The 18,183-nt window shown below is 60.4% G+C and carries 17 protein-coding genes; 5 read left to right on the top strand and 12 right to left on the bottom strand.

The features are described from left to right. Positions 1–57 precede the first annotated feature (57 nt). The 9 genes from GNF76_RS27655 to GNF76_RS27615 all read right to left on the bottom strand — a co-directional run bounded on the left by GNF76_RS27655 (position 58) and on the right by GNF76_RS27615 (position 9,559). Complete coding sequence (locus GNF76_RS27655; RefSeq protein ID WP_155586232.1) at positions 58–1,005, bottom strand: oligopeptide/dipeptide ABC transporter ATP-binding protein; 948 nt, start codon at positions 1,003–1,005, stop codon at positions 58–60. Further along, positions 1,005–1,991 carry an ABC transporter ATP-binding protein gene (locus tag GNF76_RS27650; protein ID WP_155586231.1) on the bottom strand — a complete coding sequence of 329 codons (987 nt, stop codon included), beginning with the start codon at positions 1,989–1,991 and terminating at the stop codon, positions 1,005–1,007. Before GNF76_RS27650 ends, GNF76_RS27655 begins: the two co-directional genes overlap by 1 nt. A 2-nt stretch (positions 1,992–1,993) precedes the next feature. Beyond that, positions 1,994–2,893 carry a D,D-dipeptide ABC transporter permease gene (ddpC, locus tag GNF76_RS27645; RefSeq protein WP_155586230.1) on the bottom strand — a complete coding sequence of 300 codons (900 nt, stop codon included), beginning with the start codon at positions 2,891–2,893 and terminating at the stop codon, positions 1,994–1,996. Between the two features lies 1 nt (position 2,894). Next, on the bottom strand, positions 2,895–3,911 hold the full coding sequence (locus GNF76_RS27640) for an ABC transporter permease (RefSeq protein ID WP_155586229.1): 1,017 nt from the start codon (positions 3,909–3,911) through the stop codon (positions 2,895–2,897). A gap of 172 nt (positions 3,912–4,083) precedes the next feature. Further along, the gene (locus GNF76_RS27635) at positions 4,084–5,643 is read right to left on the bottom strand and encodes an ABC transporter substrate-binding protein (RefSeq protein ID WP_379652626.1); all 1,560 of its coding nucleotides are present in this window, start codon (positions 5,641–5,643) and stop codon (positions 4,084–4,086) included. Positions 5,644–5,758: 115 nt separating this feature from the next. Continuing rightward, entirely contained in the window at positions 5,759–6,301 is a 543-nt protein-coding gene (gene ddpX, locus GNF76_RS27630) for a D-alanyl-D-alanine dipeptidase (RefSeq protein ID WP_178123625.1), read from the bottom strand. Positions 6,302–6,322: 21 nt separating this feature from the next. Continuing rightward, positions 6,323–7,177, bottom strand: coding sequence for a MurR/RpiR family transcriptional regulator (locus tag GNF76_RS27625; protein ID WP_155586227.1), 855 nt, complete (start codon positions 7,175–7,177; stop codon positions 6,323–6,325). 247 nt (positions 7,178–7,424) lie between these two features. Next, positions 7,425–8,855, bottom strand: coding sequence for a phosphatidylserine decarboxylase family protein (locus GNF76_RS27620; RefSeq protein ID WP_155586226.1), 1,431 nt, complete (start codon positions 8,853–8,855; stop codon positions 7,425–7,427). Positions 8,856–8,986: 131 nt separating this feature from the next. Then, complete coding sequence (locus GNF76_RS27615) at positions 8,987–9,559, bottom strand: LuxR C-terminal-related transcriptional regulator (RefSeq protein WP_155586225.1); 573 nt, start codon at positions 9,557–9,559, stop codon at positions 8,987–8,989. 152 nt (positions 9,560–9,711) lie between these two features. On the opposite strand from GNF76_RS27615, the gene GNF76_RS27610 reads away from it, so the two are divergent. The 3 genes from GNF76_RS27610 to GNF76_RS27600 are packed head-to-tail and all read left to right on the top strand — an operon-like array spanning position 9,712 to position 13,806. Beyond that, on the top strand, positions 9,712–10,890 hold the full coding sequence (locus GNF76_RS27610; protein WP_155586224.1) for an acetyl-CoA acetyltransferase: 1,179 nt from the start codon (positions 9,712–9,714) through the stop codon (positions 10,888–10,890). Positions 10,891–10,892: 2 nt separating this feature from the next. Continuing rightward, on the top strand, positions 10,893–12,425 hold the full coding sequence (locus tag GNF76_RS27605; protein WP_155586223.1) for a class I adenylate-forming enzyme family protein: 1,533 nt from the start codon (positions 10,893–10,895) through the stop codon (positions 12,423–12,425). A gap of 40 nt (positions 12,426–12,465) precedes the next feature. Beyond that, positions 12,466–13,806 carry an MFS transporter gene (locus tag GNF76_RS27600; RefSeq protein ID WP_155586222.1) on the top strand — a complete coding sequence of 447 codons (1,341 nt, stop codon included), beginning with the start codon at positions 12,466–12,468 and terminating at the stop codon, positions 13,804–13,806. Between the two features lie 241 nt (positions 13,807–14,047). Here the strand turns inward: GNF76_RS27600 and GNF76_RS27595 are convergent, their stop codons facing one another. From GNF76_RS27595 to GNF76_RS27585, 3 genes are all read right to left on the bottom strand, one after another. Continuing rightward, positions 14,048–15,061 (bottom strand): hypothetical protein, encoded by a 1,014-nt coding sequence (locus GNF76_RS27595; protein WP_155586221.1) that lies wholly within the window; start codon positions 15,059–15,061, stop codon positions 14,048–14,050. Between the two features lie 63 nt (positions 15,062–15,124). Next, entirely contained in the window at positions 15,125–15,556 is a 432-nt protein-coding gene (locus tag GNF76_RS27590) for a hypothetical protein (RefSeq protein WP_155586220.1), read from the bottom strand. Positions 15,557–15,706: 150 nt separating this feature from the next. Continuing rightward, positions 15,707–16,495, bottom strand: a complete 789-nt coding sequence (locus tag GNF76_RS27585) for an AraC family transcriptional regulator (protein ID WP_155586219.1) — start codon at positions 16,493–16,495, stop codon at positions 15,707–15,709. Between the two features lie 86 nt (positions 16,496–16,581). On the opposite strand from GNF76_RS27585, the gene GNF76_RS27580 reads away from it, so the two are divergent. Together GNF76_RS27580 and GNF76_RS27575 are read left to right on the top strand one after the other, a co-directional pair. Further along, the gene (locus GNF76_RS27580; RefSeq protein ID WP_155586218.1) at positions 16,582–17,580 is read left to right on the top strand and encodes a bile acid:sodium symporter family protein; all 999 of its coding nucleotides are present in this window, start codon (positions 16,582–16,584) and stop codon (positions 17,578–17,580) included. Between the two features lie 117 nt (positions 17,581–17,697). Beyond that, positions 17,698–18,075, top strand: a complete 378-nt coding sequence (locus tag GNF76_RS27575; protein WP_155586217.1) for a type 1 fimbrial protein — start codon at positions 17,698–17,700, stop codon at positions 18,073–18,075. Positions 18,076–18,183: the final 108 nt, after the last annotated feature.

Below are 18,183 nucleotides of genomic sequence, written 5' to 3'. Positions count from 1 at the left end.
CCGCCGTAAGGGCGGAACCATAAGCCGCCATCACCGCAGCAACGGATATGCCCCCACTCAAAGCGCCAAATGACACCGCACCTGCTGATGCACACCCCCTGCCAGCCGTTGCGGCTTCTCACACCCCTGCGTACGCCTCAAACACCGCTCCAGAAAAAAACACCCACCGGGCAACACCCGATTCCCCGGCAGTTCCGTCGCCGCACTGACATACGCATCATCCAACGCCACCCCCAACTTCGGCACCGCCTCCAGCAACAACTGCGTATACGGATGCCGCGGTTGCCCCAGCACCTGCTCGGCATCCCCCAGTTCCACAATCTGCCCCAGGTACATCACCGCCACCCGGTCAGCCATGTGCCGCACGACGGAGACGTTGTGGGAGATCAGGATATAGGTCAGGCCCAACCGCCGTTGCAACTCCCCCAACAGGTTGAGGATCTGCGCCTGCACCGAGATGTCCAGGGCCGAGGTCGGCTCGTCCAGCACCAGAATGCTCGGGTTCGACGCCAGCGCCCGGGCAATGGCGATCCGTTGCCGTTGCCCTCCGGAGAATTGGTGCGGGTAGCGGTCCAGGTACTCGGCGCGAATGCCCACTTGCTCGGCCACTTTGGCGGCGATGGCGCGCATGTCGCGTCTGGGCGTGTCACCCAGGGCGAACAGCGGTTCGGTGATGATCTTCCAGATCGGCAGGCGCGGGTCGAGGGACGATTGCGGGTCCTGGAACACGATCTGCACATGGCGATGGCGCTCCCGGGCGGTGCTGTAGACCCAGTCCACTTCGCCGCCGCTGGGCGCCACCAGCCCCATCAGCAGTTGGGCGAGGGTGCTTTTACCGCAGCCGGACTCGCCGACAATGCCCAGGGTTTCTCCCGGGCGCACCTGTAAGTCGATGCCGTTAAGGGCATGGGCATAACCACGGGGCCGGCCCAGCCAGTCGTTTTTTACCGGGAACTTCACCTGCACGTCCCGCAGGGTCAGCAAGGGTTCTTGGGAAACCGTCATCACACAGACTCCTTGGCGGACAACCAGCACGCACTTTTGCGCAGGTGGGCCGGATCGATCGGGTTAAGGCGCGGGCGTTCGGCACATTGGCTCATGGCCTGGGGGCAGCGTTCGCGAAAGGTACAGCCAGAGGGCAGGGCGGCCAGGTTGGGCACTTGGCCGGGGATGGTCAGCAGGTCTTCGCCGGGTTGTACCTGTTCCGGCAGGCCGCTGAGCAAGCCTTGGGTATAGGGATGCCGGGGGTCGCCCATGACTTGGGCGGTGGGGCCTTCTTCGACCACGGCGCCGGTGTACATCACGTACACCCGGTCGCAGAACTGCGAGACCACCGCCATGTCGTGGGTGATCAGCAGGATCGCGGTGCCGCGTTGGCGTGCCTTTTCCCGCAGCAGCAACAGCACCTGGCGCTGTACCGTGACGTCGAGGGCCGTGGTCGGCTCGTCGGCAATCAGCAACTGTGGATCGCAGGAAAACGCCAGGGCAATCATCACCCGCTGGCGCATGCCGCCGGACAGTTCGAAGGGATAGCTGTCGAGGATCTGCTCGGGGTCGGCGATGTGCATGTCCTTGAGCAGGGCGATGGCCTTGGCGCGTGCCTCGGCCTTGCTCAGGTGCTGGTGGTGGATGATCACGTCGAGCATCTGCCGGCCGATGCGCCGTGTCGGGTTGAGGGCGGTCATGGGCTCCTGGAAGATCATCGCCGCGTCACGGCCACGCACCTGCAACAGGTCTTTTTCCCGGGCGCCGAGCATGTCGCGGCCGAGCATGTGCAAGCTGCCCTGGGTGATCCGGTAACTGCGCTCCGGCAGCAGGCGCAAGCTGAGCATCGCGGTGACCGATTTACCCGAACCGGACTCGCCCACCACGCCGACGATTTCGCCGGGATTGACGTGCAGTGACACGCCGTTAAGGGCCTGGACGTTGTTGCGGTAAGCCGGGAATTCCAGGCTCAGGTTGTCGATGGCGAGGACCGCTGGACTGGACATACTCATTTCCCCTGTTGCCGTGGATCAAGCAGGTCACGTACACCGTCACCCAGCAGGTTGAAGCCGGTGGCGGTGATCAGGATCGCCAGCCCCGGGAAGGTCGAGTACCACCAGTTGTCGAGGATGAAATTACGCCCGGTGGCGACCATCGCACCCCATTCGGCGGTGGGCTGTTGCGCGCCCAGGCCGATAAAGCCGAGGGCCGAGGCCATGAGGATGGCGCTGCCGATGTCCAGGCTCAGTTGCACCAGCAACGGTGGCATGGCGTTGCGGCCCACGTGCCAGGAGACGATATGCCAGCGCCCGGCGCCGAAGGTCTGGGATGCCTTGACGTAGCCCATCTGGCGAATACTCAAGGCCTGGCCGCGGGCCAGGCGCACGTAGAATGGAATGCGCACCACGGTGATTGCCAGCATCGCGTTGAACAGGCTCGGGCCCAGGGCGGCGGCCAATGCCATGATCAGCACTAGGGACGGCACCGAGAGCATGATGTCCATCAAGCGCATGATCAGGCCATCGAAACGCCCGCCGATGATCCCCGACAGGCAGCCCAGCAGGCCGCCCGCCAGGCACGAGGCAAAGGCCACGAACAGGCCGACGCCCACCGATTGACGGCTGCCATGCAGCACTCGGCTGAACAGGTCGCGGCCCACTTCATCGGTGCCGAACCAGTGCTCGGCCGAGGGCGCGGCCAGGCGTTGGGCCAGGTTCAGGGCGTTGGGGTCGTGGCTGCTCAGCCAGGGCGCGAAGGCCATGCAGATCAGTACGATCAGGGTGATGGTCAGGCCGGCAATGGTCAGCGGGCTGCGCCGTACTTGATAAGCCAGGTACGCCAGGCGCGCGTGCAAGGTCGGGCGTTGAGCCAAGGGTACGGGCAGGGGGACAGTCACAGGCGTGGTCATCTCAATTCACCTCGCCAATACGCGGATCGATCACCCGGTACAGCAGGTCGATCGCCATGTTCAGCAGCACATAAATAAACGACACCAGGATCGCGAAGCCCATCACCGCCGGGAAATCCAGGGACTGGATCGACTTGACCACATAGGCGCCCATGCCGGGCCAGGCGAACACGGTTTCGGTGAGCACGGCGCCGTAGAGCAAGTCGCCGAGGGTCAGGCCGAGGACGGTGACCGAGGGAATCAGCGCGTTGGGCAGCGCGTGCCGCAAAATCACCGCCCAGCGCGACAGGCCATAGGCGCGGGCGGTGCGGATATAGTCCTCGCCCAACTGATCCAGCATCGCCGAGCGGATCTGCCGCGCCACCACGCCGAGGTTGACGAAGCCCAGGGTGATCGCCGGCAGGATCAGGTGTTGCAGGGCGTTGAGAAACAGCGGGATATCACCGGCCAGCAATGCGTCCACCAGGTAGAACCCGGTGATGGTGTGGGGCGGCTCCAGGCCTTCGTCCAGGCGACCGCTGCCGGGCAACCAGCCGAGTTGCCCGTAGAACAACACGATCAGTCCCAACCCAAGCCAGAACGCCGGGGTGGAAATGCCGGTGACGGCCAGGGTGCGCGCGACCTGGTCGATGGCACGGTTGTGATAGACCGCCGATAACACCCCCAGCGGCACGCCCACCAGCACCGACAACAGCAGCGCGGCGAGGGCCAGTTCCAGGGTGGCCGGGAAGAACGCTTGCAAGTCTTCCAGCACCGGGCGACTGGTGCGGATCGAGGTGCCGAGGTCGCCGTGCAGCAGGTCGCTCATGTAGCGCCCGTATTGCTGATACAGCGGTAAGTCCAGGCCCAGTTGATGGCGGATGTTCTCGACAATGGCATCGCTGGCCCGGTCGCCGGCGATCAGCCGCGCCGGGTCACCCGGGATCAGGTGGGAGATGCAAAAGGTGATCAGCGAAACACCGATCACGACCAACAGCAGGCCGAGCAGGCGTTTGCGCAACATATTCAGGAAGGCCATGGGGGCTCCTCGATATAGCGGAACGGGCGGTAGTGAGATCAGTTGTAGCCGCTGCCGAGGGACGAGGCTGCGATGCGTGTCCGCAGGACCGCCCTCGGGGGTCGCTGCGCAACCCATCGCAGCCTCGTACCTCGGCAGCGGCTACAAATCATCGGCAAGCGCTGTTGGCGCTTTACTTGCTGATCTGCGCCACGTTAAACACCTGCTCCAGCATCGGATGGAACACATATCCCTTCACCGAATCACGCATCGGCAGGCTGTAGTTCTTCTGATACAGGTAGGCGTAGACCGCGTCCTTGAGCACGATCTTCTGCGCTTGCTGGTACAGCTCGATGCGCTTGGCGGTGTCGTTGTTGGCCGCTGCATCACGCACCAGCGTGTCTACCTGCGGGTTGCTGTAGAACGAACGATTGCCCGCCAGCCCTTGCAGGTTGGAGTCGAACCAGAAGTTCATGAACATGTAGGGGTCGGCGAAGTCCGGGCTCCAGGAACCGATCGCGACGTCGAAGTCACCCTTGCCCAGGCGTTCACGCATCGTGGCGTTGGCCAGTTTCTCCATCTTCAGGTTGATCCCCAATGGCGCCAGGCCGGCTTGCAGGGTCAGGCCGATGGATTCCCAGTTGGCGTCCTTGTCCGAGTAGACAAAGTTCAGGTTGCTGATTTTCTGCGGCAGTTTCTTGAGGTTGGCGTCTGCGGCTGCCACGTCTTGTTTCATCATCGGCAGGCTGGCGTCGTGGGCCCACATGCCGTCGGGGATCGGCCCGTTCATCAGCTTGGCCTGGCCCTTGAGGATGCCGTCGACGATGCCCTTGTAATCCAGCGCATCGACGATGGCCTGGCGCGCGTCGCGGTTGTCCAGTGGGGCTTTTTTGTTGTTCAGGTACAGGTACGTCACCCGCAGCGACGGGAATTTTTCGACGACGATCCCCGGCTTGCTGGCCAGGGTGCTGAGCTGGTCTTCGGGCATGTCCTCGATGATGTCCAGGTCACCGCGTTCCAGTTGCAGGCGCCGTACCGAGGCTTCGCTGATGATCTTGATCACCACCTTGTTCAGGCTGGGCTTGGGCCCGGCGTAGTAGGTGTTGGGCTCCAGGGTCAGGGCCTGGCCTTTTTGCCAGTTGCTCAGGCGAAACGCACCGGAGCCGGCGGTGTGGGTCGACAGGTAAGCGTTGATATCGCCCTGTTTCGCCACGTCCGGGTTGATGATGCCGGCGCCGTTGTGGGCGAGGGTGAAGAGGAAGGGCGCATAGGGTTTGGTCAGGGTGAAGCGCACGGTCATCGGGTCGACGACACTGACGGCCATGTCATCGGGAAAGGCGCCGGAAGGCCCTTGCTTGAGCTTCATCAGGCGGTCAAAGGAGAACTTCACCGCATTGGCATCCACTGCCGCGCCGTCGTCGAATTTGTTGCCGGGCTTGAGCTTGAAGTCCCACACCAGATTGTCCGGCGAAATGCTCCAGCTCTCGGCCAGGTCGCCCTGGACTTCGGTGCTGCCTTTACCGTTTTCAACCTTGTAGGCCACCAGTTTCTGGTACGCCGGGTAGGTCACCGCCCAATCGTTGTTGTCGATGGTCACGGCGGGGTCGAGGGTTTGCGGGTCGGCGGCCTTGCCGATCATCAGGGTGTCCCTGGGGGCGGCGGCGCTTGCCGATTGCCAGGCGCCAAGGCTCAGGGCGGCGCACAACAGGGACAGGACGAGGGTCTTGCGGGTAGTCACGGTATTAAGGGTCATGCCGGTTTCCTTGATCATCAGATGAGGGGAACGTCGTCAGGTTTTTTATTAAATGTATAACCGGGCAGTTGGAGCTAAAGCGTGCTGCTTATTGTTGTGGTGTGGCGGTAAACGGTCAGCGGGGCTCCTCGATCAGGGGGAAGTGTTCGGCGTCCGGCAGCTCGTAGTGCCACCATTCGGTGGTGATGGCCTTGAAGCCGGCGCTCAGCATGATCCCCATCAACAACAGGCGATTGCGTTGCACCTGGGGCGGTAAATCGGGGTAGAACGGGTGGGACTTGGGTTCCATGGCGTCGAAGGCGGTGCCCATGTCCAGGGCTTCGCCGTGTGCGTCGACCAGGGTCAGGTCGACGGCCACGCCTCGGGTGTGATGCGAGCCCAGGCGCGGGTCGCGTACGTAGTTGGGGTCGGGCAGGACCTGCCAGAGCAACTGCTGGGCGTACGCGGGCCGATAGGCATCCAGGATGCGCAGGGTCAACCCGGCCTGGCGCGCCGCGTGGCTGGCCTTGTGCAGGCAGGCGGCCGCGTCGACATGCAACAGGCAACGATTAGTGCGATAGATCACACGGCCTGCCAGGTTGTCGGAGCTGGCGTAGATCAGGTCGATCTGCACCGGGTACACCTGGGGGTCGATCTCTACCAAGGGACTGTTATTCACGCAAACACATCCTCTTCAGGGTCAGGATTCAAACTGGCCGAAAGCTTGTTGCAGGGCACGATTTTTCGCCAGGCGCGCATCCAGGCGCTCGCCGTATTGTTCGGCAACAGCCGAGACGATCAAGTTGAACAGACAGGCCAGCGGCGCCAGGGAATCCCAGAACTGGCCGACATCAGTCTTCAGTTGCAACAGGTCCAGCTCGTAGTCCCGGGCCCAGGGGCATTGCAGGTCGGTGATCAGCGCCAGCGGCAGGTGGTGCAGGTTGGCGATTTCGCAAAAGGTGGGCGTGACGGCAGAGTAGGCACGGAAGTCGGAAATGATTGCGTAGGGTTTCTCAAAGCCCGAGTTCAGGGTCTCGGCGTAGATCCCCGACAGGCCATCGACGTAATAGACCTTGGGCCGGATGTGTTCCAGGTGACTGTGAAAGGCGTTGAGGATGCCGCGGGTGGACTGGATGCCGAGGATAAACACCGCATCGGCCTCGACAATCTGCTGCACGATAGTGCTGAACGCCGGGCTGCGGGCCAGGCCATACACATGTTCGATGGCCTCGATTTCCCGCTTCAGGGAGCGGTCGAGGGCGTCTTCCTGGTCACTCTCATCGCGAAAGGCCCCCAGCCGGTCAGTGATCAACCACGACGCCGGCGTGTCGCCGCGCAGGCCTTGCTTGACGTCATCGAGGTTGCGATAGCCCAGGGCACGCAAGAAGCGTCCGACTGAAATGCCGGTTGTCCCGGCTTGCTGGGCGATGCTGTCGGCGGTCTCGAATGGCAATTGCTGCAGGTTGCCCAGCAGATAGGTGGCAATGCGCTTACCGGTGGGCGTCAGCGTGGGGAACTGTTGTTCCAGCGTCAGTTGGAAGCTGTGCTTGTCCATGACGGTCTCGAAAAGGGTGATCGCGAATGTTATCAATATTGCATAATTATATTCTCTGTTAGAAACATAACATTGCCGGTTATGACAACACAATGACTTTTTCGGAGAGGCGGATTTATGTAGCCGCTGCCGAGGAACGAGGCTGCGATGGGTTTGGGCGGCATTCCGACGCAGCGACCCCCAGGCAGTCCTGCGGACATGCATCGCAGCCTCGTACCTCGGCAGCGGCTACAAGGTTTTCAGGATCTCAGCGACCGTGGTTTTGCGTATCCAGCGCCGTCGCAATCACCGTCCCCATGGCTGTCGGCTGCGGATCATTCTGGTGGGCCACCGCATCAATCGCCCATTGCTCAAGGCGTACCCGATCCTTCTGGAACACCATCATGTGGGTCGACCCTCCGAATTCGAAGTGCCCGATCTCGGTGCCGCGGGTGATTGTCACCGGAGCGCTGCCTTCGTTGACGATAAACTGCGGTTCGATGATGCAGGTCGACACCTCGACCATGCCGATGCAGATCAATGCCACATAACCACAGGTGGCGTGTTCGAAAATAAAGATAGCGCGAGCGGCCACATGCCCCAGGTAGGGCTGCGACTCGGTGCCTTCCCAGGTGCCTTCACCTTCACCCTGCGCCGGGCGTTGGGCAAAGTAGGTGCCCGGTTGCACCCATGAGCGCAGGATGGTGCCGTCCAGTGGCGCGTTCCAGCGGTGATAGTGAGTGGCGGACAGGAATCCCTGATAGATCTGGCCACCTTCAAACGGCTTCGCCCACTGTGACTGGCCGGCAAAAAGATCCAGCAGCGAATAGTTGACGTCCTTGATCCAGAAGTCGGTCTCGAAGGCGATATTGTTTTCGTATTGCCACGGCGTGGTCTCGCAGCCAATGTCGATCTGGGTCAGTGGGTCGCCCTGGAAAGGCCGCGCACCGGGCACGAATTTGCGGATGAAAAACGCGTTCCAGGAATCGAAGCCATAACCCGGTTGCTTCGGGTCGCACTCCATCTGGTCCCATACACCGGCGGCCCAGGCGGCCTCGGAAATCCACGAGCCTTCTTTCTCGGGATCATTGATGTCCAGTTTGTCGAGGGATTCGGGGCTTTTGAGGAAGGTGTTCCAAGTGTCCAGCACCTTCTTGAATTGCTGGTTGAACGTCTCGTCGTGAAACACCGCCACGCCGGCTTCAGTGGCCATGGAAATGGCCAGGAAGGCATTCATCGGCGTACCGACCTGCGCCGTGGCATTGAACGAGGAGGAGGTGGTGACGATTTCGTTGAGTATTTCGAAGAAACTGTCGTAGTCCTTGATCCACAGCGTGTCGCCATCCTGGTCCTTGATGTGTTCCTGGGTTTCGGGATCAAGGGTCAGGACATAGGCATTGGACTGGTCGATCATCGACGTCACCCACATGCGGTACACGCTGTTGGTGGTCACCCAGCGCTTGAATTCGATGAGTTGCGGGCGCATCGGCGTGAGTGTGCCGGCTTTCTTCTTGGCGGCGATGAAGTCGCGAAGAGGCACCAGGAACTTGGCGGTGGCCCACACCCGATTGGGCACCCAGAAACCCATCTGCACGGGGCCGGCGTTGTCGAGGGTGAGGCGGCTGGAACGAGTGCCCTCGGTACGGGGCGGGGTTGACGGGTGGTTGGACGAGGCGGTGGAACGATCAAATTGAGCCATGTTGTTAGTCCTTTAAGATAGACGCTTGCGAGAACTCCGTTTAAGCGAAGTTCAGCGTAGCTACCGCAGGACCTGTGGGTTGTAATCGTTGGCTATAAATGACCCGCCAAAGGGGGCATGAATGCATACCGTCAACTGACAAAAATGATTTTCGACACCAGTTCGACAATATTTTTCGCCTGCATTTTTTTCATCAGCCGCGCCCGGTGGACTTCCACGGTGCGGTGGGAGATTTCCAGTTGCTTGGCGATTTCCTTGGACTTCAACCCATTGACGATGAGCATCGCGATTTCCCGCTCCCGGGGCGTGAGGTCGCCGGTGGCATGGTGCGTGCGGTTCAGGCGCTCGAAGTGCCAGACCATCAGCTTGAACGGGTCGTCGGGGGTCAGGGTGTAGCCATGGGACTTGGCCCAGAACACCTCGCCGTTCTTGTGTTGCATGAAACGCTCATCGGAATAGGAGTCACTGGGGCTGTCGTGCAACCAGTCGAGGCTGCGCTTGCCGATGGACTTGTAGTCGGCCTGGGACGGGTAGATCAGCAGGGTCAACTGATTGAGCAGTTCGTCGCGCTGATAGCCGAACAGCTGCAAGAAGGCCTCATTGCAGTCGAGCATCACCCGATGGCTGGTAATCAGTTGCGGGGCGGGCGACACCTTGAATGCCAGGCATTCGATGTCTTGGAGTTGTTGTGCGAAGACGGTCATCGGGCATCCTGCCTCAGGTTGAATCCGGCCACGGCGAACGTTGCCGGTCGCAGCGGCTACTTACCCTTGTAAGTAGTTGCACGAACTAGCGGGAAATTGGCACGGTAGTCCATTGTAGGGAAAGTTCGAGCCAAGAGAAGAAGAAATTAAACATGCCTGTTGATTGCGTATCGATTGTTGCTGCCGGTCACTCCCGCTTTGGCCGCCTGGACGGTGCCAACCTGGAAGACCTGATCGTCCAGGTTACCCGCGAGGCCCTGGCGGACGCGGCCATTGACGCCTCGGAGATCGACGCGCTGTTTCTCGGGCATTTCAACTCGGGGATGGTCCCCGATGGTTTCCCCGCGTCGCTGATGTTGCAGGCCGATCCGGGCCTGCGGTTCAAGCCGGCTACCCGCTGTGAGAACGCCTGTGCCTCGGGTTCGGCGGCGATTCAGGCGGGGATCAACGCGATTCTCTCCGGCGCCGCCGAATTGGTACTGGTGGTGGGTGCGGAAAAGATGACCGGCAACACCACCGCCGAGGTCACCCGGGCGCTGGCCGGTGCCGGTTACCAGAACGATGCGGCCGAAGCCGGCTTGAGCTTCCCGCAGTTGTTCGGCATGGCCGCGCGGCAGTACGCCGAGCGTTACCACTGCCCGATGGCCTCGATGGCAGCCATTGCCACCAAGAACCACTCCAATGCCATGGCCAACCCATTGGCGCAAATGCGCAAGGTCATGGATTTCGAACATTGCAACAACGTCTCCCAGAGCAACCCGTATGTGGCCGATAACCTGCGCCTGACGGATTGCTCATTGATCAGCGACGGTGCCGCCGCGATTATCCTGGCCTCGCCCAAGCGCGCCCGGCTGTTTCGGCGTGACGTGCAGATTCGTACGATGAACCAGGTCAACGATTTCCTGCCGATTGCCCAGCGCGACATCCTCGCGTTTGACGGCCCGCAGCGGGCGATTCACTCGGCCTTGCGCGGGGCCAATGTGACCCTGGCAGACCTGAGTTTTGCCGAAGTCCACGACTGCTTCACCATCGCCGAACTGTTGATCTACGAAGCCATGGGCCTGGCGCCCAAGGGCGAAGGGCATCGGGCACTGGATTCCGGTGTGGTGCGTGCTGGCGGGCGCCTGCCGGTGAACCTGTCCGGCGGGCTCAAGGCCAAGGGGCACCCGGTGGGCGCCACCGGCGTGTCGATGCATGCCATGGCCTTTCGTCAATTGACGGGGGAGCCTATTGGCCTGTCGGTGCCTAACCCCGAGTTCGGCCTGGTGTTCAATATGGGCGGGATGGCGGTCGCCAACTATGCCTCGGTGCTGCAAGTGCGCCGGAGCTGAGGATGAACATCGCCAATTGGCTACACGATACCAGCCGCCGTTTTCCACAACGCCCGGCACTGTTTGAGGGCGCCTGCCAAGTTGCCGACTACGCCACCTTTGCCGCCCGCGTCCGTCAACGTGCCGCGCACCTGATGGACACGCACGGCATTGTGCCCGGCGACCATGTGGCACTGTTGATGAAGAACTGTTGTGAATACCTGGAACTGCTCTACGCCATCTGGTGGGTCGGCGCGGTGGCGGTGCCGGTCAACAGCAAACTGCACCCTGGCGAAGCGGCCTGGATTGCCGAAAACGCTGAGGCCCGACTGATCTTTACCGACGGTGGCCAGGTGTTTTCATCCCAGGGTTTACCCGCCGAATGCCGTGAGTTGGACGGACGAACGCCGCCGGATAGTGCCTGCGATTCAGGGCTGGAATTCCCCTGCATTCGTCAGGACCACGACCTGGCCTGGCTGTTCTACACCTCCGGCACCACCGGGCGGTCCAAGGGCGTGATGCTGTCCCACGGCAACCTGATCGCCATGTCGCTGTGCTACGCCACGGACGTGGACCCGGTCAGTGCTGAAGACGCTGCGGTGTATGCCGCGCCGATGTCCCATGGCGCCGGCCTTTATAACTTTATCCATGTGCGCTGCGGCGCGCGTCATGTGGTCCCCGAGTCCCGTGGTTTTGATGCTGCCGAGCTGTTCGGGCTGGCCACAGAACTGGGGAATGTCTCGTTGTTCGCCGCGCCGACCATGGTCAAGCGTATGGTGGAACAGGCGCGTCGCCAGGAATACGCCGGCGAGGGGATCAAGACCATTGTCTACGGCGGCGGCCCGATGTACCTGGCCGATCTGATGGAGGCCGTCGAGACCTTTGGCCCGCGCCTGGTGCAGATCTATGGCCAGGGCGAGAGCCCGATGACCATCAGCGTCTTGCCCCGTGAACTGATCGCAGATCGGCAACGGTCGGAGTGGGCCACGCTGGCGGCGTCTGTTGGCCAGGCGCAGTCATGCGTGGAAATCCGCATCCTGGATGCAGCCCACAGCCCTGTGCCTTGCGGCGAGCGCGGAGAAATCGCCGTGCGTGGCGCCACCGTGATGCAGGGCTATTGGCATAACGAAACCGCCACCCGCCAGGCCCTGGTGGAGGGCTGGCTGTTGACCGGCGACATCGGTTTTATGGACCCGGCCGGCTACCTGACACTCACCGATCGCTCCAAGGATGTGATCATCACCGGCGGCAGCAATGTGTACCCCCGGGAAGTCGAGGAAGTGCTGGCGCAGCACCCCGATGTGTTTGAAGTCTGCGTGGTCGGTGAACCGGATGCGCAGTGGGGCGAGTCAGTGGTAGCCTTTGTGGTTTCCCGGGACGCACAGGCGCTCAATGAAGCGCTGCTCAATGCCTGGTTTATCGAGCGCATGGCCTCGTTCAAAAAACCCAAGAAGTACCTGTTTCGTAGCGACCTGCCGAAGAACAGCTACGGCAAGGTCCTCAAGACCGAATTGCGGCAGTGGTTGAAAGACACGAGCGTCACCGCCGTTCCCTGAAGCGTTTTCCATGGACAGACATCAGACAGGAGTCCTTTAGATGGGCATTCAACAGCAAGACACGGCCCGCAAGCGGCGCCGTGCGTTTATCGGTGCCACCTCCGGTCACCTGATCGAGTGGTACGACTACGGTGTCTACGGTTTTCTCGCCGTGTACATCGGCCAGGCATTCTTCGTCTCGGACGACCCCACCACCAGCCTGCTGGCGAGCTTCGCCGCGTTTGCCCTGAGCTTTTTCATCCGGCCTCTGGGTGGGCTGTTCTTTGGTCCGTTGGCGGACAAGATCGGCCGACGCAAGACCCTGATCACTGTACTGGTGATGATGACCGGCTCGACGGTTTTGTTAGGCCTGTTGCCGACCTACGCCAGCATCGGGATTGCCGCGCCGATCCTGCTGATACTGGTGCGTTGTGTGCAGGGCTTCTCGGCGGGTGGCGAAATCGGCACCGTGACCAGCTTCATCTCCGAGTACGCCGGCCCCGGTCGACGTGGGTTCGCTACCTGCTGGCTGATGGTGACCGCAGTACTTGGCCTGCTGGTAGGGGGCGCAGTGGCCAACGGCATGACCTGGATCCTCGGCGCCGAGCTGATGCAAGAGTGGGCCTGGCGCATTCCGTTCCTGATCGCCGCGCCCCTGGGCATGATCTCCATGTATATCCGTCTCAAGCTGGAAGACAGCCCCGAGTTCCTCGCGTTGCAGCGGGCAGGGCAGACCTCCCGGGCACCACTGCGTGAAGTCTGGCAGTGGAAACGGGCGATTGCCCTGGTGTTCTTCATCATCACCCTGCACAGCTCGATCTTCTATCTGGTGCTGACCTTCGCCTCGACCTACATGGCGAAAATCCTCAAGTTCGACAGCGGCACCACGTTGCTCTACGTGTTTGTCGCCAGTTTCTCGGCGGCCTTTGTGATGCCGTTTGGTGGCGCGTTTACCGACAAGTACGGGCGTAAGCCGTTCTTGCTGGTGATTGGTACGTTGGCCACGCTGGCGATGTTTTGGCTGTTCAAGTCGGCGCCGACGGCGACGGCCAGCTCGTTCTTCTTCCCGCTGATGGCAGTGGCGATCCTGTTCGGGTTGTATGCCTCCTCAACCTACGCGCTGATGAGTGAACTGCTGCCCACACGCATCCGCTCCACCGGGATTGCCGTGGCCTACAACGTCCCGGTGGCGGTGTTCGGTGGCAGTGCGCCGCTGATCTCCACCTGGCTGATCAAGGCCACCGGCGACATCACGTCGCCCTGGTACTTTTATGTCGGCACGGGGCTGGTGTCGCTGATCGCCTTGGTGATTTTGCGCAAGGAAGACTTTGTGGCCAGTGGTAGTGCGGTGGTTGTGCCTGTGGATGGGCGAGGGGAGCTGGGCTTGACGCCGGTTAGTTAAGCGAACGCCAAACTCAAGGCAGTAAAGGTAAAAGGTGGGAGCTCTCGAGCCTTGGCGAGGCTGCGATAGCGGTGGACCAGGCAATACCATTGTTTGATGTGCTGACGTCATCGCAGCCTCGCCAAGGCTCGAGAGCTCCCACACCGGTTGGCATGCCTTAACGGGTTGGTATCAGGGCAAGCGTGCTCTATACCTGCGCGCCGTGGTGCGGTGTTATCGAGCGCTATCACCGGTTGTGATATCAGGTTGGCTTTTTCCAGGCGGTGAGCAGCTTTGCGATGGAATCTGCTGCGTCGTAAATGCTGGGCGGAGGAGAGTTGTCCTGTGACACCTCTGAGAAAATCATATTCTCGAATTTCGCCAGAGTGTCGCGATTCAGGTCTTTGGATTTCTCGGCGTAATCATGGACGAATGCGCACATGGCGTGCCTTAGCTCAAGCTGGGAGATTTGGCTCTTCAGGGCAACCCAGCGTGAGTGAATCAGTCTGAAGTAGTAGATTAATATGACTTCTACGGCGACTGAGAAAATGGCGGTGGACAGGAGTGGAATACTTAGTTTCTCCACTAGGGCTGGAATGACGCCAAACAACACTTGAAGGGCTGGCACCAGTACTGCCAGCAGCCCCAGAATCTTCAACGACGAAAGCAAACCTTTTGCTTCTTCCAACTTACTTGCAATCATCTTTTCAAAGGCATGGCTCAACCCTAGATAATTGTTGCCGGAGACCACTTCCCTATAGCGTCCTTCGGCTTCTGTGGCGCGGTTTTCCCAATCTCCAATGTTTGAATTCCACGCTTCTACTTTTTTGGCTATTTCACGGAGTTCGCCTGATGGGACCCCGATCTTCTCGCTGTAAATGTCACAGGGGACTCCGAACAGAATCACATCCGTCCTGCGCAGCGGGATTTCAGGAAATGTTGGGTGAGCATAAAAAAGAACGGCCGGATACGCGCTGAAGCTTGGCGATCCATCCAGGACGTTTACATGCCTAAAGGTTTTAGCCAACTCGAAGTGAATATTGCCGATAGTCTCTTCATTGACGGGCATCATCATGAGCCGACGTATGATTTCTATTCGCTCAGGAAAATAGGTAGGCCAGGAGCCTGGGATAGAAAGCTCGGACGGATCCATGAGGGCGTCTCTGATATGCCTCGCCATCTCATCTATATAGGGAGAGACATGCTCCTTGTTATGATCGAGGTATACGTCAAGCGCCTTCAGGTATTTCTCAACATCTTCAAGACTGGCCAACATTGTAATTTCCCTATATTTCCCGAGCGACAATCCTGAAAAATGTGATGCATTGAATCGGGTCTATCAACCCGGCATTTGCGCTTGAATCTGTAACACGCCCTCAATCTCCTTCACCAACCCGCTTGCCACCAATAATGGCAACAACCGCTTGTGCAACTGCGGCTCGACAAACTCCTTCACTGTCGCCAACACCAGGGTACCGCTCAGCGGCAGTTCGGCCTTGGTGTAGGACAGCCAGGCTTTTTTCAGCATCAGCAGCACATCGCTGCCGGCGGTGGAGGCGAAGCGGCGGTTGGCCGTTTGGCCCTGGAAGTCAAAGGTGTGCTGGAATTCGTAACCGGTTTCGTCGCCGCTGCTGGCCACGCAACGTATACAGGCGCAGGGACCTGAGGCGAAGGCGGCCTCCAGGTAACTGTTGAAATCCACCACGGGCTTGAGCGACAGGCGCTTGTCCACTTCAAACAGGTCCCCGGTCATTTTTTCGTCAGTGTTCAACGTCCTATTCCTTGCAAGTCAGCGGCGGGTTTTTCAAGCGCGGCACCATACCAGCCACAGGGGATGAATGGGTATTTTTTGCCGGTTGGTCGTTTCTGAGGCGACGTACATTTGCCAATGCGCTTGCTTGGAAACACACCAGGCACCCCTCTAACGGAAAAACTCCCCCGGAGTGGCGTCGAACTGTTGCCGGAATGCAGCGATAAACGCTGAAGTCGACTCGTAACCACAGGCCAAGGCCACATCTGTCACCCGTTCGCCTTGTTCCAGCGCGGGCAGGGCGCTTAATAAACGCAGGCGCTGACGCCATGCCCTGAACGTCAATCCGGTATCACTGAGGAACAGACGGCTCAGGGTCTTTTCGCTCACTTCCAACTTCTGGCTCCACTGGCCCAAGGTGGTTTGCTGCTCCGGGTGCTGGTCCAGGCTGCGGTAGATCTGCCGCAGACGGTTGTCATGGGGCAGCGGCAGCATCAGGTCGACCTTCGGCGCGGCGGCCAGTTGATCCAGCACTACCTGGGCCAGGCGACCTTGCGGGCCATCCTCGACATACTCCACCGGCAACTCGCTGAAGCTGCGAATCAACTCGCGCAATAAACTGCTCACCGCCAACACCTGGCAACGCTCGGCGGCCCAGGTGGTGACGCTGCAATCCAGGTACAGGCTGCGCATTTCCGTATGGGGCGAACTGAACACCCGGTGCGGTATGCCGGCCGGTATCCACACCGCCCGTTGTGGTGGTGCGACGAAACGTCCGACACTGGTCTGGATCTCCAACACCCCGGAAATGGCGTAGGACAGTTGCACCCACGGATGACTGTGGCGGCGGGTCAGGGCGCGGTTGGGCAATGATTCAGTACGCCCGTACACCGGGCGCGGCAGGCTGGACAACCCGGGAATACTGCGGCGGACAGCTTTCTCATGTCCTTTAGGCGGCATTTAGTGGCTCATTGGCGTTAGTCGGTAACAAGCCGTTACGTTAGAGTCGCCACGATGCTCTTGGCAACCCCCTGGAAGATCTGCTTATGACCCGCCCGCGTTTTTTGCCTGACAACTTCACCCTGACCCTGATCGGCACGGTGATTTTCGCCTCGTTGCTGCCCGTCAGTGGCCAGGCCGCCACGGCCTTTGGCTGGCTGACCAACCTGGCCATCGCCCTGCTGTTTTTCCTGCACGGTGCCAAACTGTCGCGTCAGGCCATCGTCGCCGGTGCCGGTCATTGGCGTTTGCACCTGCTGGTGTTCAGCCTGACCTTCGTACTGTTCCCACTGCTGGGCCTGGCGCTCAAGCCGGTGCTGTCGCCGCTGATTGGCAAAGATTTGTACATGGGCATGCTTTACCTGTGTGCGCTGCCGGCCACGGTGCAATCGGCGATTGCCTTTACCTCCCTGGCCCGGGGCAACATCCCGGCGGCGATTTGCAGCGCGGCGGCGTCGAGCCTGTTCGGGATCTTCCTGACGCCGTTGCTGGTGACCTTGCTGCTCAATGTTCATGGCGATGGCGGTTCCACCGTCGATGCGATCCTGAAAATCAGTGTGCAACTGCTGTTGCCGTTCATTGCCGGGCAGATTGCCCGGCGCTGGATCGGTGAGTGGGTGGGCCGTAACAAGACCTGGCTGAAATTCGTCGACCAGGGCTCGATCCTGCTGGTGGTCTACGGCGCGTTCAGCGAAGCGGTGAACGAAGGCATCTGGCACCAGATCCCACTGTGGGAACTGGGCGGGTTGGTGGTGGCGTGCTGTGTGCTGCTGGCGTTGGTGCTGGTGGCCTCGACCGTGCTGGGCAAGGCCTTTGGGTTTAATCAGGAAGACCGCATCACCATTCTGTTTTGTGGCTCGAAAAAAAGCCTGGCAACCGGGGTGCCCATGGCACAGGTGTTGTTTGCGGGGGCGACCATGGGGGTGTTGATCCTGCCGTTGATGCTGTTTCACCAGATTCAGTTGATGGTGTGTGCGGCGTTGGCACAGCGCTATGCCCAGCGGCCGGAGTCTATTCCTGAGTTGATGGGGCAAGTGGATCCCTGATTGGCTGAGACCTGGTTGGCAATGTGAAGAAATAGACGGGGCCGGGCAGCGCAAAGGCTAAAGTTGGCAACCAGACTGACGACGTAATCCTTAACTACCCAAGTAAGGAGCGTCGGCATGAACCTCAAGCGTTTGTCAGTGGTGATGGGGCTGTTCTTCGTCATGGTAGAGAGCTGTGGTGCGGCGTCACAGGTGGGGCAGGGGGTGATTCAGTTTCATGGCAGTATTGTGGAACCGGGGTGTGCCAGTAGTGCTTCCGGGGCGGTCATGGAACTGAAGGGATGCTCACCTGCCAGTCGCGGCAGTCAAATCAATGTACGTCGTGTTCAGCCCGTCAGCAGCGTGACGGCGCTCGACCATTCGGCGGTCAGTGCCAGGCTGGTGGCCGATAGTGGCCAGGGTGGGCGTTATTATGATCAGCAATATGCGTTGGTGGACAGCGCAGGCAAACCGGTTCATTCGGGGATGTACTTGATCACCCTGACATCCCCCTGAAGGTTTCACTACCCATCCTTGTTTCCGACATTTATCGTTGGCGATGAAAAAAGAGGCTTCGGCCTCTTTTTTCGTTGCGCTAACATTCAGCTGTGGCTGCTGTCTTTC

The sequence above is a fragment of the Pseudomonas spelaei genome (assembly GCF_009724245.1).
GTDB lineage: Bacteria > Pseudomonadota > Gammaproteobacteria > Pseudomonadales > Pseudomonadaceae > Aquipseudomonas > Aquipseudomonas spelaei.
The sequence above is the reverse complement of the archived record's forward strand: the minus strand, read 5'-3'. Positions and strand labels throughout refer to the sequence as shown.

Bases quoted from the DNA above. Each gene is read 5' to 3' on its own strand.
- GNF76_RS27655 (WP_155586232.1), bottom strand. From the start codon at position 1,005: ATGACGGTTTCCCAAGAACCCTTGCTGACCCTGCGGGACGTGCAGGTG.
- GNF76_RS27650 (WP_155586231.1), bottom strand. From the start codon at position 1,991: ATGTCCAGTCCAGCGGTCCTCGCCATCGACAACCTGAGCCTGGAATTC.
- ddpC (WP_155586230.1), bottom strand. From the start codon at position 2,893: ATGACCACGCCTGTGACTGTCCCCCTGCCCGTACCCTTGGCTCAACGC.
- GNF76_RS27640 (WP_155586229.1), bottom strand. From the start codon at position 3,911: ATGGCCTTCCTGAATATGTTGCGCAAACGCCTGCTCGGCCTGCTGTTG.
- GNF76_RS27635 (WP_379652626.1), bottom strand. From the start codon at position 5,643: ATGACCCTTAATACCGTGACTACCCGCAAGACCCTCGTCCTGTCCCTG.
- GNF76_RS27625 (WP_155586227.1), bottom strand. From the start codon at position 7,177: ATGGACAAGCACAGCTTCCAACTGACGCTGGAACAACAGTTCCCCACG.
- GNF76_RS27620 (WP_155586226.1), bottom strand. From the start codon at position 8,855: ATGGCTCAATTTGATCGTTCCACCGCCTCGTCCAACCACCCGTCAACC.
- GNF76_RS27615 (WP_155586225.1), bottom strand. From the start codon at position 9,559: ATGACCGTCTTCGCACAACAACTCCAAGACATCGAATGCCTGGCATTC.
- GNF76_RS27610 (WP_155586224.1), top strand. From the start codon at position 9,712: ATGCCTGTTGATTGCGTATCGATTGTTGCTGCCGGTCACTCCCGCTTT.
- GNF76_RS27605 (WP_155586223.1), top strand. From the start codon at position 10,893: ATGAACATCGCCAATTGGCTACACGATACCAGCCGCCGTTTTCCACAA.
- GNF76_RS27600 (WP_155586222.1), top strand. From the start codon at position 12,466: ATGGGCATTCAACAGCAAGACACGGCCCGCAAGCGGCGCCGTGCGTTT.
- GNF76_RS27595 (WP_155586221.1), bottom strand. From the start codon at position 15,061: ATGTTGGCCAGTCTTGAAGATGTTGAGAAATACCTGAAGGCGCTTGAC.
- GNF76_RS27585 (WP_155586219.1), bottom strand. From the start codon at position 16,495: ATGCCGCCTAAAGGACATGAGAAAGCTGTCCGCCGCAGTATTCCCGGG.
- GNF76_RS27580 (WP_155586218.1), top strand. From the start codon at position 16,582: ATGACCCGCCCGCGTTTTTTGCCTGACAACTTCACCCTGACCCTGATC.
- GNF76_RS27575 (WP_155586217.1), top strand. From the start codon at position 17,698: ATGAACCTCAAGCGTTTGTCAGTGGTGATGGGGCTGTTCTTCGTCATG.